General features: G+C 73.2%; 12 protein-coding genes. 8 read left to right on the top strand and 4 right to left on the bottom strand.

Annotation, left to right across the window (positions count from 1 at the left end; all coding sequences use genetic code 11):
• The first annotated feature begins 26 nt into the window (after positions 1-26).
• The 5 genes from CFP66_RS24010 (at position 27) to CFP66_RS23990 (ending at position 8,265) form a co-directional block, all read left to right on the top strand.
• Positions 27-1,424, top strand: a complete 1,398-nt coding sequence (locus CFP66_RS24010; protein ID WP_094927408.1) for an MFS transporter — start codon at positions 27-29, stop codon at positions 1,422-1,424.
• Between the two features lie 62 nt (positions 1,425-1,486).
• Positions 1,487-3,826, top strand: a complete 2,340-nt coding sequence (locus CFP66_RS24005) for an MMPL family transporter (RefSeq protein WP_094927407.1) — start codon at positions 1,487-1,489, stop codon at positions 3,824-3,826.
• 13 nt (positions 3,827-3,839) lie between these two features.
• The gene (locus tag CFP66_RS24000) at positions 3,840-4,880 is read left to right on the top strand and encodes an NAD-dependent epimerase/dehydratase family protein (RefSeq protein ID WP_094927406.1); all 1,041 of its coding nucleotides are present in this window, start codon (positions 3,840-3,842) and stop codon (positions 4,878-4,880) included.
• Positions 4,881-4,910: 30 nt separating this feature from the next.
• Positions 4,911-5,936, top strand: coding sequence for a cyclase family protein (locus CFP66_RS23995; protein WP_094927405.1), 1,026 nt, complete (start codon positions 4,911-4,913; stop codon positions 5,934-5,936).
• A gap of 106 nt (positions 5,937-6,042) precedes the next feature.
• On the top strand, positions 6,043-8,265 hold the full coding sequence (locus CFP66_RS23990; RefSeq protein WP_094927404.1) for an MMPL family transporter: 2,223 nt from the start codon (positions 6,043-6,045) through the stop codon (positions 8,263-8,265).
• A 151-nt stretch (positions 8,266-8,416) separates the two neighbouring features.
• On the opposite strand, the gene CFP66_RS23985 is transcribed toward CFP66_RS23990, so the two are convergent.
• From CFP66_RS23985 to CFP66_RS23975, 3 genes are read right to left on the bottom strand one after another with little or no spacing between them, the layout of a single operon-like run.
• Positions 8,417-9,121, bottom strand: a complete 705-nt coding sequence (locus tag CFP66_RS23985; RefSeq protein WP_094927403.1) for an SDR family NAD(P)-dependent oxidoreductase — start codon at positions 9,119-9,121, stop codon at positions 8,417-8,419.
• Entirely contained in the window at positions 9,118-9,759 is a 642-nt protein-coding gene (locus tag CFP66_RS23980) for an HAD family phosphatase (RefSeq protein ID WP_094927402.1), read from the bottom strand. Before CFP66_RS23980 ends, CFP66_RS23985 begins: the two co-directional genes overlap by 4 nt.
• The gene (locus CFP66_RS23975; protein ID WP_158228190.1) at positions 9,756-10,715 is read right to left on the bottom strand and encodes an AfsA-related hotdog domain-containing protein; all 960 of its coding nucleotides are present in this window, start codon (positions 10,713-10,715) and stop codon (positions 9,756-9,758) included. Before CFP66_RS23975 ends, CFP66_RS23980 begins: the two co-directional genes overlap by 4 nt.
• Positions 10,716-10,922: 207 nt before the next feature.
• On the opposite strand from CFP66_RS23975, the gene CFP66_RS23970 reads away from it, so the two are divergent.
• Genes CFP66_RS23970 through CFP66_RS23960 form a run of 3 tightly spaced genes read left to right on the top strand, consistent with a single transcriptional unit; the run spans position 10,923 to position 13,520 of the window.
• The gene (locus tag CFP66_RS23970) at positions 10,923-11,210 is read left to right on the top strand and encodes an acyl carrier protein (RefSeq protein ID WP_094927549.1); all 288 of its coding nucleotides are present in this window, start codon (positions 10,923-10,925) and stop codon (positions 11,208-11,210) included.
• Positions 11,203-12,420: a beta-ketoacyl synthase gene (locus tag CFP66_RS23965; RefSeq protein WP_094927400.1), complete on the top strand. Its 1,218-nt coding sequence runs from the start codon at positions 11,203-11,205 to the stop codon at positions 12,418-12,420. Before CFP66_RS23970 ends, CFP66_RS23965 begins: the two co-directional genes overlap by 8 nt.
• Positions 12,417-13,520, top strand: coding sequence for a beta-ketoacyl synthase N-terminal-like domain-containing protein (locus CFP66_RS23960; RefSeq protein WP_094927399.1), 1,104 nt, complete (start codon positions 12,417-12,419; stop codon positions 13,518-13,520). The genes CFP66_RS23965 and CFP66_RS23960 overlap by 4 nt, the downstream gene beginning before the upstream one ends.
• Before the next feature lie 17 nt (positions 13,521-13,537).
• Here the strand turns inward: CFP66_RS23960 and CFP66_RS23955 are convergent, their stop codons facing one another.
• Positions 13,538-16,285: an AAA family ATPase gene (locus CFP66_RS23955; RefSeq protein WP_158228189.1), complete on the bottom strand. Its 2,748-nt coding sequence runs from the start codon at positions 16,283-16,285 to the stop codon at positions 13,538-13,540.
• Between the last annotated feature and the right edge of the window lie 157 nt (positions 16,286-16,442).

Here is a 16,442-nt window from a genome sequence, read left to right as displayed (position 1 = left end):
ACTATCCATTCTGACTCGGGTGGGGCATGTCCGGCACCAGAGCGGTCGCCACGTTCGCCGTCACCGGGTGTACAGCGTTCATGGCGGCATTGGACAACCTCGTGGTGGCCACGGCGCTGCCCACGATCAGATCCGACCTCGGCGCGAGCCTCGAAGAGCTCGAATGGACGGTCAACGCCTACACGCTGGCGTTCGCGGTCTTCCTGCTCACGGCCGCCGCCGTCGGTGACCGGTACGGCCGGAAACCCACCTTCCTCGCCGGCCTCGTCCTGTTCACCGCGGCGTCGGCCGGTGCGGCGCTCGCCACGGCCACCGAGGTGCTGGTCGCGGCGCGGGCGGCACAGGGTCTGGGTGCGGCGGTGCTGCTCCCGCTCGGGCTGACGCTGGTGGTCGACGCGGTGCCGGCGGCCCGGCGCGGTATGGCGATCGCCGGGTTGAGTGCCATGTCCGGGCTGGGCATCGCGCTCGGCCCCTTCGTCGGCGGGGCTGTCGTGCAGGGCGGGAGCTGGGAGTGGATCTTCTGGCTGAACGTCCCGATCGGCCTCGTCCTGCTGCCCGTCGCCGCGTTGGTGCTCGTGCCGGGGCCGCCGACCACCGCCCGGCTCGACGGACGGGCCGTCGTGCTCGTCACCGCCGGGTTGCTGGGCGTCGCCTACGGCCTCGTGCGCACGGGCTCCGTCGGCTGGGTACATCCGGAGGTCGTCGGCGCGGTGGTGGTGGGGCTGGCCCTGCTCGCCGCATTCGGGCACCGCCAGTACCGATCGACAGCGCCTCTCGTCCCGCCCCACCTGCTCGCCCGCCGCGGGTTCGCCCTCGCGGGTGTCGTGGCCCTGTTCGCCCAAGGTGGGATGTTCGGCACCGTCTTCCTGCTCACGCAGTTCATGCAGGACGTGCTCGGCTTCGCGCCGTTCGAGGCCGGCCTGCGGACGTTGCCGTGGACGCTCGCGCCCGTGGCGGTCGCGCCGCTGGCCGCGCTGCTCGCCGACCGGGCGGGCACGCGCGCGGCGATGGCGGTGAGCACCGCGCTGCAGGCGGTCGCGCTCGGCTGGTTCGCCCTGGTCGTGGCGCCGGACGTGCCGTACGTGGCACTCGTGCCGCCGATGCTGGTCGCGGGCAGCGGGATGGGTCTGTTCTTCGCGCTCACGGCCCGGCAGGCGCTCGAGTGGGTGGCTCCGGCGGAGCACGGGATCGCCTCCGGCGTCAACAACGCCCTGCGCCAGACGGGGACGGTGCTCGGCGTGGCGGTGCTCGCCTCGGTGTTCGCCGCGAACGGTGGCTACGCGGGTGCCGTGCAGTTCGTCGCCGGGTTGCGTGCCGCGCTGTGGGTCGGGGCCCTCGCCGTCGCCGTCGCGTTCGTGGCCGACCTGCTCGTGCCACGGCCGGTCCGCCCGGATCCGGTCGTCGGCTCCTCGATGTCCGTTTGACGGACGGCTGCCACGGTCGGGACCAGGCGGATCGCCTCCGGAGGGGAAGGGGCTCGGAACCGATGTTCGCGCTGCTCACTCGGCTACTCGGGCACCCGCGGCTGGTGCTGGTCGCCACGCTGGTCGCCACGGTCGGCCTCGTCGTCCTCGGCGGGGGCGGCGCGCAGCTGCTCAACGGCGGTACGACCGATCCCGGCTCGGAGTCGGCCGCAGCGGCCACCCGGCTGGACGAGGCGTTCCCGCAGAGCCGGCCCAACGTGGTGCTCGTGGTGCGCCCGAACGCTGGAACCGGTGTGGATGATCCGGCCGTCGCGGCGGCCGGCCGGGCGATCGCCGACCACCTGGCAGGCGAGCCCGGTGTCGTCGGCGTCGAGTCGTACTGGGACGAGCAGGCACCCGAGCTGCGCGGGGACACCGACCTCGAACAGCCTGCCGGGCTCGTGCTCGCCCGGATCCCCGGGGAGGAGACCGCGGCCGATGCGGCCTACCAGCGGGCCGTGCCGGTGGCGATCGCCGCGGGCGGTGCCGCGGTGACCGTCGAGGCGACCGGGCCGATCGCCGTCCGGCTGGAGATGCAGGCCACCATCTCGCAGGACCTGGTCGGTGCCGAGATGGTCGTGCTGCCGGTTGTCTTGCTGGTGCTGGTGCTCGCGTTCGGCAGCGCCGTGGCCGCGCTGCTGCCGCTGGCGGTCGGCATGATCGCGATCCTCGGCACGTCCACGGTGCTGGCGTTGCTGTCCCGCGTCACCGAGGTGTCGATCTTCTCGCAGAACCTCACCACGGCGCTCGGCCTCGGGCTCGCGATCGACTACGCGATCATCGTGGTTCGTCGCTTCCGCGAGGAGCTGCACGCCGGCGCGACGCCCCGCGTCGCTGCGGCCACGACGGTGGCGACGGCCGGGCGCACCGTGCTCTTCTCCGCCGTGACGGTGGCCGTGGCGCTCGCGGTCATGCTCGTATTCCCGCTCTACTTCCTGCGGTCGTTCGCGTACTCCGGCGTCGCGGTCGTGGCCTTCGCCGTGGTGTCGGTGCTCGTCACGGTGCCCGCGGCGCTGGTCCTGCTCGGGCACCGGGTGGACGCCCTCGACCTGCGCAGGCTCTTGCGTCGCCGCCACGCCCCCGCGGGCGACTCGCGCTGGTACCGCTGGAGTTGGGCCGTCATGCGCCGCCCGCGGCTGGTCACGGCGGTGACGGTGGTGGTGCTGCTGGTGTTCGCGGTGCCGTTCCTCGGCGTGCAGTTCGGGGCGCCCGACGAACGGCAACTGCGGCCCGGCGCTCCCGCCCGCGTCGCCACCGAGGCGCTGCAGGGAGAGTTCGGCGACGTGCCCGACTGGGTGGTCGACGTCGTCGTCGACGGCTACCGCCACGACCCGGCCGCGGCCGAGGCGGCGGGCGGGGTCAACGCGCTCGGTGAGGCCGTCGGCGACGCCGCGAGCTCCGACGATCCGCGGATCGCGGCCTTGGCCTCCTATGCGAAGCAGCTCTCCGAGGTCGACGGCGTCTACGGCGTGCTCACCCCGGTCGGGCCGTTCCAGTACGGCTGGCAGGTCGCGGGCCCCGTCGAGGGCGACGACGAGCGCGTCTCGGGCGGCGTGACCTACCTGCAAGTGGTGCCCGAGACGGGCATCGACCAGGCCTCGGCGCAGGCCCAGCAGATCGTGCGTGACGTCCGGGCGCTCGAGGCGCCGTTCCCGGCGCTCGTGGGCGGCGGCGCGGCCGAGCAGGTGGACTCGCAGGCCGCGATCGGAGAGCGGCTACCGCTCGCCGTTGCGATCATCCTGGTCGTCACGCTGGTGCTGATCTTCCTGCTCACCGGCAGCGTGGTGCTGCCGGTGCAGACCGTGCTGGTCAACGCGCTGAGCCTCATCGTCATGTTCGGCGCGGCGGTGTGGATCTTCCAGGACGGGGCGCTGAGCGGCGTGCTCGGCTTCACCCCGCTCGGGTTCCTCGAGCTCTCGCTGCCGGTGCTGATGTTCTGCCTCGCGTTCGGCCTGTCCATGGACTACGGCGTGTTCATGCTCTCCCGGGTCAAGGAGGAGCACGACCGCGGGCGGGAGCACCGCGAGGCCGTGGCGCTCGGCATGGCCCGTACCGGCGGGCTGATCACCGCGGCCGCCGTGATCCTGTCGATCGTCCTGTTCGCGATGGGCGCCGCGCGCGTGACCAACATCCAGCTCCTCGGCGTCGGGGTGGGGCTCGCCGTGCTCGTCGACGCCACGATCGTGCGCTGCCTGCTCGTTCCGGCGGTGCTCGCCTGGACCGGTCCGGCCACGTGGTGGGCGCCCGCCCCGCTGCGCCGCTTCCACCGCCGCTTCGGCCTGCACGACGGCGGCCCACCGACCGCAGACCCCGCAGGCGAGGGCACCGCACCGGCGCCTCGCAAACCCGTAGCCGCCGGCTGACCGGAGGAGTTCGATGACCGCAACGGAAGCAGCTGTCCCGCGTCGCACGGTGGTGACCGGTGCCTCAGGACTGCTCGGCAGCAACGTCGTGCGCACCTTGCTCGACGGCGGCGGCGAGGTGGTGGCGGTCGTGCGTGACCCCGCTCGCGCCGCCACCCTGCTGCCGCGCTCGCCGGATCTGCACATCGTGCACGGCGACGTCACCGACGTGGCTGCGCTGGTCGAGGCGGGGGTGTTCGCCGGAGCCGAGGCCCTCGTGCACACCGCTGCCTACTTCCGCGAGTACTACGAGCCCGGTGCGGACCCCGCCCTGCTGCACCGGACGAACGTCGGTGCGGTCGGCGTGCTGTTGCGTGCCGCGGAGTGGGCCGGGCTCTCGTCCGCCGTGCACGTCAGCTCCATCGGGGTGCTCGGGCCGTCGGGCCCGGGCCGCCCGGCCACCGAGTCGACACCCCTGGACCGGAGCGCGACCGAGAACCGCTACTACCTCAGCAAGATCGATTCCGAGCAGGTGGTCGCCGAGTTCCGGGACTCCGTTCGCCGGATGCGCGTGTCCACCGTGCTGCCGGGGTGGATGTGGGGCCCGGGCGACGCCGGCCCGACGTCGGCAGGGAGGCTGTTCCTCGCGATCGCCGAAGGCCGGATGCCGCGGGTGCCCGCCGCCGCCAACCACGTCGTGGACGCCCGGGACGTCGCGCAGGCCTGCGTGCGAGCCGCCGTCGCAGGGAACGGCCGCTACATCGTGGCCGGCGTCAAGCGGCCGCTGCCACAGGTCGCCGCGGCCGCCGCGCGGGCGGTCGGGGTGGCGCCGCCGCGCCCGGTGCCCCCGCGGGTCGCGCTGGCCGTGATCGGCCTGATGGAGCGGCGCGCCCGCAGACGTGGCCTGCCGCCCGCCGCCACGCGCCAGGGCGTTCTGGCCCTGATCGAGGGCCATCGCCGACACATCGATGGGGGCCGGGCCACCAGGGAGCTCGGGATCGGCTTCCGCGACCTGGACGACACCATGCGCGCCACCGCCGCCTGGTACCGCGACCGCGGGATGGTGCCGGCCTGAGGGTCGGCGCGTCCGCAGAGGGGGACGGACATGTGCTCACCGAACACGATCCTCGCCGCGCTCGATGGCGCCGACACGGGCCCGGGATGCGGCTGCGACCACATCGGTCACACCGGTAGCGCCGATCGCACCGACGCCGACCACGGCGGGCCCGCAGGCCCGTCGCCCGGCGCCGCTGTCCTGCGGGCCGACGCCGACGTGCCCGAGGCGCCGAGCCTGGGCGGGATCGGCCGCCGGCGGATGCTGCGGGCCGCGCTGGGCGGGATGCTCGGGCTCGCCGGCGCCGCGGTGGTGCCCGCCGCGGCCGCCGCCCAGCCCGTCGTCACCCAGCCCGTCACGCCTGCCGCCGCGCGCCGGACGATCGGATTCGACCGGGTGGTCGACCTGACCCACCCGCTCAGCCCCGATTTCCCGGTGTTCGAGGTGTTCGTCCGGCCGCCCGAGGTGCGGCAGTGGCGCAACCTGGACGAGCACGGCTTCAACACCAACGAGTGGCGGTTCAACGAGCACACGGGCACCCACATCGACGTGCCGGCGCACGCGCAGAACGGTGCGGTCACCGTCGACCAGCTGCCGCTGGAGAACTTCATCGCGCCGCTCGCGGTGGTGCGGTACGCCGACCGGGCCGACCGGGACAACACCACCGAGCTGACCGTGGCCGACATCGAGGCGTGGGAGCGGCGCAACGGGCGCCTGCCCCGAGGCGCGTTCGTGGCGGCCGACGCCTCCTGGTACCGCCGCGTCGACACGCCCGCCTTCCTCAACCTGGACGTCGCAGCGGAAACGCTGAGCTTTCCCGGCGTGAGCCCGGAGGCGGCCGACTTCCTCGTCACGCAGCGCTCGGTCGTCGGGTTCGGCACCGACACGATCAGCCTCGACCACAGCAGTCGGCTCTTCCCGCTGGTCCATCGCATGCTCCTCACCACGGGGCGCTATGGGCTGGAGGCGTTGGCGAATCTCGACGAGGTTCCCGACGCAGGCGCCACCCTGGTGCTCGGTGTGCCCAAGCTGCGCGGCGGGTTCGGTGCGCCTGTCCGGGCGATGGCGCTGTTCTGAGCTGTCCGATTCATCCCCTCCGGCCCCGTTGCCGGGGTCCGGTCGGTATGGATAGCATCTATACCGATAGCACAACGATCCACTATCCGCAGTCGAGGGAGTAGTCATGTTCGCCGCACTCGGCAGGACGGCCGCACGGCGGCGATGGACGGTGGTGGTCGGCACCATCCTGTTCGTCGCACTGGCGGGAATTTGGGGGGCGGGCGCCTTCGGTGCCTTCGGCGGAGGAGCCGGCTTCGACGACCCGAACAGTGAGTCGGCCGAAGCCAACGAGATCCTCGCCGGCCCGCTCGGCCGCTACGCCACCGATGTCGTTGTCATGTACACCAGTCCGGACTCCACCGTGGACGACCCGGCCTTCGAGGCCGCGGTCACCGAGTCCGCGTCGCGCGTGCCAGCCTCGTCCTACACGCGGCTGGAGACGTACTGGACCACCGGATCTCCCGACTTCGTCTCGGCCGACCAGCGGTCCACGTACGTGGCGATCCAGCTCGCGGGGCCCACGGAGGAGGAGAACGTCGTCCTGTACCAGGAGACGATCGAGGATCGGCTCGCGGTGGAGGGCTACGAGGTGCGCTACGGCGGGCTGGTGCCGGTCAACGAGCAGGTCAACGCGCTCACCGGGCAGGACCTCGTGCGCGCCGAGATGGTCTCGATCCCGATCCTGCTGGTCCTCCTCGTGATCATCTTCCGCAGCCTGGTGGCCGCGGCGATCCCGCTCGTGGTGGGCACGGTCGTGGCCGTCGGCTCGCTCGCCGTGCTGCGGGTGGTCGGGATGTTCTACCCGGTGTCCACGTTCTCGATCAACGTCGTCACGTTGCTGGGGCTCGGCCTCGCGATCGACTACGGCCTGCTGGTCGTCAACCGCTTCCGCGAGGAACTCGCCGCGGGCCGCACGGTCGACGAGGCCGTGGAACGCACGATGGGCTCCGCGGGCCGCACGGTCACCTTCTCCGGTGTCGCCATCGCCCTCACCCTGATCGGGCTCGTGATCTTCCCGTCGCGCTTCCTGCTCTCGATGGCCTTCGCGATCGTCAGCGTGGTGCTGTTCGGCGTGGTCGCGGTGCTGCTGCTGCTCCCGGCACTGCTCCGGTTCGCCGGGCCGCGGATCAACGCGCTGCGCCTGCCGCTGCCGCGGTTCGGCCGCCGCGACGCCGAGACGGTTCCCGTGCACGAGGGCCGTTGGTACCGCACGGCCAAGGCGATCATGCGACGGCCGGTGGCCGTCACCGTCGGCCTCACCCTGCTGTTGCTCGCGGCCGGCACGCCGCTGCTGGGCGCGCAGTGGGGTCGCCCGTCGGACTGGGTGCTGCCCGCCGGCACCGACAGCCGCGTCGTCGACGACATGCTCGACAACGAGTTCGTCCGCGACCCCACCGCCGTCGTCACGGCCGTGGTGCAGCTGCCGGGGCCCGCCGACGGCCCGCAGTCCACCGCGGCGCTCGAGGAGTTCGCGTCCCGGCTCGACCAGGTGCCCGGCGTGGACGGGGCAGCGATCACCGGCACCGAGGGGGACCTCGCCCGGCTCACCCTCGGCTACGGCATGGACCCGCAGTCCGACGAGGCCGCCGCGATGGTCGCGGGACTCCGTGCGGAGGCGCCCCCGGAGGGTGCGACCGTCCGCTTCACCAACTACCCGGTGTCGTTGGTCGACATGCTGTCGATGCTCGGAGAGCGGCTGCCCTGGCTCGCGCTCTACATCTCGGTGATCTCGTTCGTCGTGCTCTTCATGGCGTTCGGGTCGGTGCTGATCCCGCTGCAGTCGCTGTTGCTCAACGTGCTCTCGCTGTCAGCGGCCTTCGGCACGATCGCGCTGATCTTCCAGTTCGGCTTCCTGTCCGGCGTCCTCGGCTTCGTGCCGGAGGGCTTCATGGACGCCAACATGCCGATGCTGATCCTCGTGATCATTTTCGGGCTGGCCATGGACTACCAGGTGTTCACGCTCTCCCGCATCCGGGAGAGCTGGCAGGCCACCGGCGATCCGGTCGAGTCGGTGGCGATCGGCATCCAGCAGTCCGCCCGGATCATCAGCAGCGCCGCACTGCTGTTCGTGGTGGTGGTCGGCGGGTTCGTGCTCTCGAACATCACGTTCATGATGATGGTGGGCGTCGGCCTGGTGATCGCCGTCGTCGTCGACGCCACGATCGTCCGCGGACTGCTCGTGCCGGCCACGATGCGGCTGCTGGGGGACCGGGCCTGGTGGGCCCCCGCGCCACTGGCCCGCTGGTGGCGGCGTTGGGGCGTGCCGGAGTCGCACGACGGCCCGCCGCCCGCCGCCGGTGAGGTGGACCGGCACCGCGCGGGCCGGGTGCCGGCCTCGGTCGACTGACGGAAGCGGACTCCCGGCCCCGATCCGATCGGGGCCGGGGCCGGGCCGGCGGCGGCGTCACCCCCTCACGCCGCCGCCGGTCCACCGACTGCGATCCGGACAGCAACAGGGCCCGGCGGGATATCCCGCCGGGCCCTGTTCGTCTGCTCTGTCAGTGGCCCATCGCCGCGCCGCCGCTCACCGGGAGCAGCGCGCCGGTGACGTAGCTGGCGCCCTCGCCGGCCAGGAACTGGACGGCCGGCGGGAGCTCCTCGAGCCGGCCCGGGCGACGCATGGCGGTGTTGGCCATCGCGTGGGCGCGGGGCGCCTCGCCGACGTGCGCGACGAGCTCGGTCTCGATCAGGCCGGGCGTCACGACGTTGACCGTGATGTTGCGCTTGCCCAGCTCCCACGCCAGCGAGCGGGCCAGCCCGACGAGCGCCGACTTGGACGCGGCGTAGTTGGAGACCCCCGGGCTGCCCCACATGCCCACGGCCGAGCCGATGAAGATGATCCGGCCCCAGCGGGCCCTCACCATGTCGGGCACCACGGCCTTGGTCACGCGCATGGCGCCGAGGAAGTTGGTGTCGACCACGGACACGAACTCCTCCTCGTCCATGCCCAGGAAGAGGCCGTCCTTGGTGATGCCGGCGTTGTTCACCAGTACCTGCACCGGGCCCTGTTGGGCGGCGACCTCGGCGACCGCGCGCTGCACCGACGCCGAGTCGGTCACGTCGCAGCGCACACCGAACAGCCCGGCGGGCGGTTCCCCGGTGCGGTGGGTGATGGCCACCTTGTCGCCGTCGTCGGCGAACGCTCTGGCGATCGCGAGGCCGATGCCGCGGTTGCCGCCGGTGACGAGGACAGAACGGGTCATGTCGGCTCCTTCTGCAGGGTGTGCGGGACGAGGGTGTCGAGCTCGGCGACCGCTGCGGCCGTGTCGGTGAAGTGGATGGCGGTCCAGCCGGCCGCGCGGGCGCCCGCGCAGTTGCCGGCGAGGTCGTCGACGAAGACCGTCTCGTCCGGGCGGGTGCCGGAGCGCTCCAGCGCCAGCGCGAAGATCTCCGGGCTCGGCTTGCGCATCCCCACCTGGAACGACAGCACCACGCCGTCGAAGTGGCCGGGGCCGACCATCCGGCGCCAGTGGGTGTCCCAGGCGGGGACCATGTTGGAGAGCATCCCGACGAACACGCCGCTCGCGCGGAGCGCATCGAGCCGCGCCAGCCAGGCGTGGTTGGTCTCGCGCCCGTCGAACCAGGAGTCGGCCATCGTCGTGGGCGCCTCGGCCATGCCGAGCTCGTCGGCGATCTCGCGCAGCCACTCCTGCTCGCTGACGAGCGGCGTGTCCAGCGGGAGCATCACGTCGTCGGTGCCGTAGCGGGCGGTCACGGTCGCCGCGGCCGCGCCGACGTCGACCGGGTCGAGCCGGTGCCTGCGGCAGAAGGCCATCAGCGTGTGCTCGATCGGCGGGGTGAGCACCCCTCCGAAGTCGGTCCACACGGCGCGGACGGTCATCGCACTCCTCCTTGTCGGGGCTGCTGCTGTCGCACCGTGATCGTGATGCTCGTGACCTCGGTGCCGTCCTGGGTGAAGCTGACGGGGATCTCCGTCGTCGCCGGTCCGGTGGCCGGCGTGGTGGCGACGGTGGGCCGGTCCAGCTCCGCGAACCGCGGGAACCGGGCGGTGATCGCCACCACCTCGGTGTCGGGCCGGCCGACGGCGAGCAACGCCAGCTGCCGGGCGGCCTCGGTGAGCACCGCTCCCGGCAGGTGGTCGTAGACGTGGTCGAACAGGCTGCGGTTGCCGAACCGCGGTGCCACCAGTGCGCGGTGGCCGTCCGGCCCGCACGCGTGCTGCGCCAGCACCACGTTGGCCGGGTTGCTGCGCCCCACGGACGCGGGTGCCACGGCCTGCCGGTGGGCGGCGTCGGGCATCTCGGCCGTCGTCGGGGCGGGCCCCTCGCGGACGATGGCACGCACTGCCGCGTGCTGCTCGCGGGTCATCACGAGCACGTCCAGCCGGTGGGTGCCGACGAGGGCGCCGTCGAGCTCGAACTCCTGCAGCACGTGCCCGGAGCGCGACCTGCGCCCGCCGGGCTTGCGCGTCCCGTACGTGCCGGTGATGACGAGCCGGATCGGCCGCTCGGCGGCGGCGATCAGGTCGGGGCGGGTGATCACGAGCGTCGACTCGCTGATCAGCATCGTGTCGGTCAGCGGGATCGCGACGAGGTGCCCGCCGTAGATCCCGGCCTGGCGGGCCCCCTCGAGCAGGAGCAGCGGGTCGAGCTGCCCGCCGGTGTGGTCGCCGAAGTAGCCGTGGCTCGGGGGGAGCTGCACGGCCACCCGTACCTGCTTCTCGGCGATCTGCAGTGCGTCGGTCACGAACACCTCGGCGACGGCGGCCCGGTGCACCATCTGCCGGGCGATCGTGCGGTCGTAGGTGAGCTGGGCGGTCGTGGGCTGCACGCTCATGCTCCGTGCTCCTCCTCTTCGACTGGCACATCCGACCGGACGTTCGCAGCGTGGCGTGGAACGGGAATGAAAGGGGCGTCGATTCGGCCGGGGCATGCGTCGAAATGCGCACCGCCGGTTACGTCCTTGGCGCCGCGTTCTTGCGCCGGTGCGTGGTGCACTCCCACGATTTCGCTCGTCAACCCGTCGGGACGAAGGGGTAGCAGGATGAGCGAGAATGCGGTCACGACCGGCCCGGTGCAGGAGAAGGCCCTCGAGATCATCGCGCAGGAGCTGGAGCTGGAGGCGTCCGAGTTCACGCTCACCGGCCATTTCGTGGACGACTACGACGCCGACTCGCTGGCCCTCATCGCGGTGGTGGCGCGGGTCGAGAAGGAGCTGGGGATCATGATCCCCAAGACCGAGCTCATGAAGATGATCAACCTGGAGGCCGTCTTCGGTCTCCTCGACACCTACGACGGCGCGCCGGTGCAGGAGGTGACCGGTCGTGCATGAGCGGCGCAGGGTGGCGGTGACCGGACTGGGCACCGTGAGCTGCGTGGGGATCGGCATCGACGCCTTCACCTCCGCGATCAGGGAGGGGCGGGTGGGGTCGTCGGAGATCACCTCCTTCGACACGACGGGCTTCCCGGCCACGCTGGCCTGCGAGGTGCGCGGCTTCGAGCCGCGCGACGTCCTCGAGCGGGTCGAGCCCGATCACTGGGGCCCGAGCGCCGTCTTCGCCGCGGCGGCGGGCAGGCTCGCCGTGCAGGACGGGGGCCTCGACCCCGCGTCGCTCGCAGACCGGCGCGCCGGGACCGTGATGGGCACGACGTGCGGCGAAGCGCCGGTGATCCAGCAGCTCACCGACCAGTGGGTCGCCGACGGGCTCAAGAACATCGACGCCGACCTCGTCACGAAGGTGCCGGCGAACCGGATCGCCACCGCCGTGAACCACGAGCTGGGGCTCACCGGTCCGGCGCAGACCGTGCCGTCGGCGTGCTCCGCGAGCAACTTCGCGCTCGGCTACGCCTACGACCTGATCGTGTCCGGTGAGGCGGACCTGATGGTGGCCGGTGGGGCCGACGCGGTGAACCGGTCGACGCACGCCGGTTTCCTGCAGCTCGGGGCGCTCGCCACGGACGTCTGCCGCCCCTTCGACGTCGATCGTTCCGGCATCCTCACAGGTGAGGGCGGTGTGGCGCTGCTGCTCGAGCCCTACGACGTGGCGCAGGCCCGCGGTGCGCGGATCTACGCCGAGCTGCTGGGGTACGGCGCGAACTGCGACGCCAGGCACATGGTCAACCCCGACGCCGACAGCATCGCGGCGTGCATCCGGCTCGCGCAGGCCTCGGCCGGGGTGGCGCCCGAGCAGGTCGACTACGTGTGCGCGCATGGCACCGGCACCCCCACGAACGACGCCACCGAGGTCGCGGCCATGCGTCAGGTGTTCCCGGACCGGCTGCCGCCGATCAGCTCGATCAAGTCGATGATCGGGCACACGATGGGCGCGGCGAGCGGGTTCGGCGCGGCCATCTGCTGCAAGGCCCTCGAGGAGGGATTCCTGCCGCCGACGGCCAACCTGCGCACGCTCGACCCCGCGCTCGGCGCGGGCGTCGACCCGGTGCCGGGGGTGGCCCGCGCGGCCACACCGTCGGTCGTGCAGAACCACGGGTTCGCCTTCGGCGGCAACAACGCCATCACGATGTTCGGGCGGGCGTCATGACCGCGGTGACCGCGACGTCCGCGCCGACCGACCTCCCCGAGGTGGCCCCGCTGGTGATCACCGCGACCGGAGTGGTGTCGGCGGCCGGGTTCGGCGCAGGCCCGCTGCGCGACGTGCTCGCCGGCACGTCCGCGCCGCACGACGAGCCCGTCGACCCGGACGCCGCCGAGCACCCGGCCCGCTCGGTCCGCACCGTCGCGCGGTTCGACCGGGCGGCGCTGCTCGGCCGCAAGGGCACCCGCAACCTCGACCGGCTCACCCAGCTCGGGCTGCTCGCCGCGGACCAGGCCATCGCAGGCCTGCCCGGTGGTCTCGGCGGGGCCCGGCTCGACCGTACCGGCGTGGTGGTCGGCACCACCGCAGGCAGCATCGCGACGGCCACCGACGTCGGGCGTGACACGATCGTGCACGAGAAGCCGTACATGGTGAATCCGGCGACGTTCCCGAACACGGTGATGAACGCCTGCAGCGGGCAGATCGCGATCCGGCACGGGCTGCTGGGCGTGAACGCCGCCGTCTCCGGTGGTGCGCTGTCGTGGTTGCTCGCCGTGCGGTACGCGCGCACCGCGCTGAGCAGCGGCCGGGCCGACCGGCTGCTCGTCGGTGCGGTGGAGGAGGTCACGGCCCGCACGGCGTGGGCGTGGCACCTCACCGGGCTGCTCGCACCGGATGCCCCGCTCGGCGAGGGCGCTGCATTCTTCGTGGTGGCTCCCGCTGGGGGTGGCACCCCGGTCGCCGAGCTGCTGGGCTGCGAGGTCGGCTACTTCGGCGGCGCGGGCCCCGGCCTGTACGGCGGGCTGCGGCGCACCATCGCGGCCGCCGTGGCGCGCAGCGGGCTGACCGCGGCCGACATCGACGTCGTGGTGCCGGGCGCCACCGCGCACACCCGACTCGCCCGGATGGAACGCAGGGCGCTCGGGACCGAGCTGGGTGTGCTACCGCCGACCCTCGACGTGCTGCCGGCCGTGGGCGAGGCGTACAGCGCGAGCGGTGCCCTGCAGCTCGCGGCCCTGCTCGCGACGGGTGGCGGGAACCGGGTCGCCCTGCTCACCTCGGTGGGTGAGGACGGCGGGGCGGGAGCGATGGTGGTGCGCTGCTGAGGCGGCGCACCCAGCTCTCAGGCGTTGGCCGCATCGGCGTCCTCCACATCGTCGAACTCGACGTTGCGCAGCTGGGAGCGGGTGGAGATGCCGAGCTTCGGGAACAGCTTGTACAGGTGGTAACCCACCGTGCGCGGGCTGATGAACAGCAGCGCGGCGATCTCCTTGTTGGACAGGCCGTCGGCGGCCAGCCGCGCCACCTGCAGCTCCTGAGCGGTGAGGAGGGTGGCGACGGGGCGGTCGTCGCGCGGTGATGCACCCAGGCCACCGGCCCCGCGCAGCTGGGAGCGCGCGATCTCGGCCCAGCGCCGGGCGCCTTGCCCGTCGAACAGCTCCACCGCGAGCCGCAGCGGTGGGCGGGCCTCGGCCCTGCGCCGGTCCCGGCGCAGGGCCTCGCCGCGCAGGAGCGCCGTGCGGGCCAGGTCGAAGGGCCGGTGACCGCCGGACGCGGCCTTCCCGGCGAGCGAGAACAGCCGGTGGGCCTCCTCGTCGTCGTCGACGACGAGCGCCTGGCACCGGTACATGTGCGATTCCGCCCACGGCAGCGTGGACCGCAGGGCCCAGTCCGTGAACTCCGCCGTGATCCGCCGCGCCGGCCCGAGCTGCTCGGCGCGCACGGCGGCCTCGACGAGGTCCGAGGCGGCCAGGCGCGCGATCAGCTCGTGGCAGAACGGGGTGCCCGGTTCGGTGAGCAGCAGGAGCCGGTCGAAAGCCTCGCGCGGGTCGCCCTCGGCGAGCGCGGCGAGTGCGACGGCCCAGCTCGCGTGGGCGGCCGCCGCCCGTGCCCTCGTGGCTGTCCCGGTCGTGAGCGACTGTGCGGCCAGCGTCCGGCACGCGGCGTGGTCGCCGCGGATCGCGGCGATCCGGGCCAGGTGGGCGAGCGCGAGCGCAGACCCCGCTTGCTGGCCGGTGTCGCGGGTGAACTGCAGTACCTCCTCGGCGGACGCCGCCGCCTCGTCGTAGTGGCCGAGGTGGATGTCGACATCGGCGAGCCAGAGGAGGTTCATCGTGAGCGTGCCGAACATGCCGGCGCCGCGCTGCCACGCGCAGACCGACACCCCGAACTCCCGGGTGAGCACCGGGTGCGGGCCGAGCGCGCCGAGCGCCATCACCAGCACCTCCCGCATGCCGGAGTGCTCGCTCAGCTCGGCCGGCATGTCCGCCATCATCTGGGCCGGTTCGGCCGTGTCCGCGGGAAGCCGCCCGTCGAGGGCGAGCCCGAGGCGTTCACCGATCCGGCCGGCAGGCCCGCCCAGCCGGGCGACGGTCGCGGCGGCCCGGCGCCCGCCGCCGAGCTCCCCGGCGTCGAGGGCCGCGGCCACGGCGAGCACGAGCAGCAGTGCGGCGTCGACCGGCGTGGAGGGCAGCAGATCGCCTGCGACCCGCTCGAGGCGGGTGAACGCGGTGACCGGGTCGCCACCGGTGATCTCGAGCAGCCCGCGGAGCCGGGCGAGCCGCGCCTCGGTCTGCGGCTCGCTGACCGTGGACAGCCGGGCCGACAGCTCGCGGGCGAAATCGATCTGCCCGGAGCGCCACGCCGCGAGCGCTGCAGCCGTGGTGCGCTGCAGGCGCGGCAGGCCGCAGGCGCTGAGCCGGGCCGCCCAGTGCATCACCGCGGCCTCCGTGGCACTCGCCGGATGAGCGAGCGCGATCCGTTCCAGCGCCCGGGCCAGCGCTTCGTCCGGGCCCTGGGCGGCGATGGCACGGTGGCGGGTGGCGGTGTCCGCGTCGTGCGGGTCGATGGCGGCGGCGAGGGCGCCGTGCGCGGCCAGCCGCTCGAGGTACGGGGCGTCCTGGTAGATCGCCGCTCGCAGGAGCGGGTGCCGGAACGCGATGCGGGTGGGTCGGACCGCCACCGCGCCCGCCCGCTCGGCCGGGGCGAGGGCGTCGGCGCCGAGGCCGAGACCGCGCGCGGCGTCGAACACGGCGCTGATGGGACCGTCCTCCCCGGCCGCGGCGGCGACGACGAGGAAGGCGCGGGTGGGCGCGGGGAGTCCGGCCACCTGCCGGAGGAATGCGGCGCGCTGCCGGTCGCCGAGCGGCACCGAGACGCGGCCCGCGAGGTCCTCGATCCGGTCGGCGGGTGATGCCGCGCGGGCCAGTTGGATCAGCGCATGCGGATTGCCGCCGGTGGCCGCGATCGCGGCCGCGCGGACGGGCGAAGGTGGTGCCCAGCCGTGGTCGGCGAGCAGTGCGGCAGCCGCGTCCTCGTCCAGACCGCGGAGGGCGAGCCGGCGGAGACCGGCTTCGGCGAGCGCCGCTTTCGGTGGGCTCTCCGCGCTCAGGAGCGCGGCCACGGGCAGGGCCACGAGCCTGCGGGCGGCGTACCGGAGCGCTGCGACGGACGCGCGGTCCAGCAGTTGCAGGTCGTCCACGACGAGCAGCAGCGGGCGCCGGGTCGCGGTGCGGCCGAGCACCGCGGTCACGGCGGCCCCGACGGGCAGCGTGGGCGTCGGCCCCGCACCCAGACCGACCGCGTTGCCCAGGGCGGCGGCCTGCGGGGCCGGGAGGTGCTCCAACTCCGCCAGGACCGGGGCCAGCAGCTGCGCCAGGCCGCTGAACGGCAGGTCGCTCTCGCCCGGGACGCCGTCCGCGCGCAGCACGGACATGTCGGCCGACGCGTCCTCGGCGGCCTCCGCGAGGAGGCTCGAGCGGCCGGCACCGGGCGGACCCGTGACGAGCAGGGCACCTCCCGACCCGTTCCGTGCCGCCTCCACGAGCTCCCGCATCGCCTCACGCTCGGCCTTGCGGCCATGCAACGTCATCACGATTCCCCGATCTGGTCGAAATGACTGATAGCCAGCGTAATGGCCTGATGGATGCTCAGAGTACGAGTTCGTCACAGTGAGCGGATTTCCACAGGAGACGTACGTTTCCGTAGGGCTACGCAGAGATGAACACAGGATCTTTTCTTGAGGTCGG

The organism is Pseudonocardia sp. MH-G8, from assembly GCF_002262885.1.
Taxonomy (GTDB): Bacteria; Actinomycetota; Actinomycetes; order Mycobacteriales; family Pseudonocardiaceae; genus Pseudonocardia.
The sequence above is the reverse complement of the archived record's forward strand: the minus strand, read 5'-3'. Positions and strand labels throughout refer to the sequence as shown.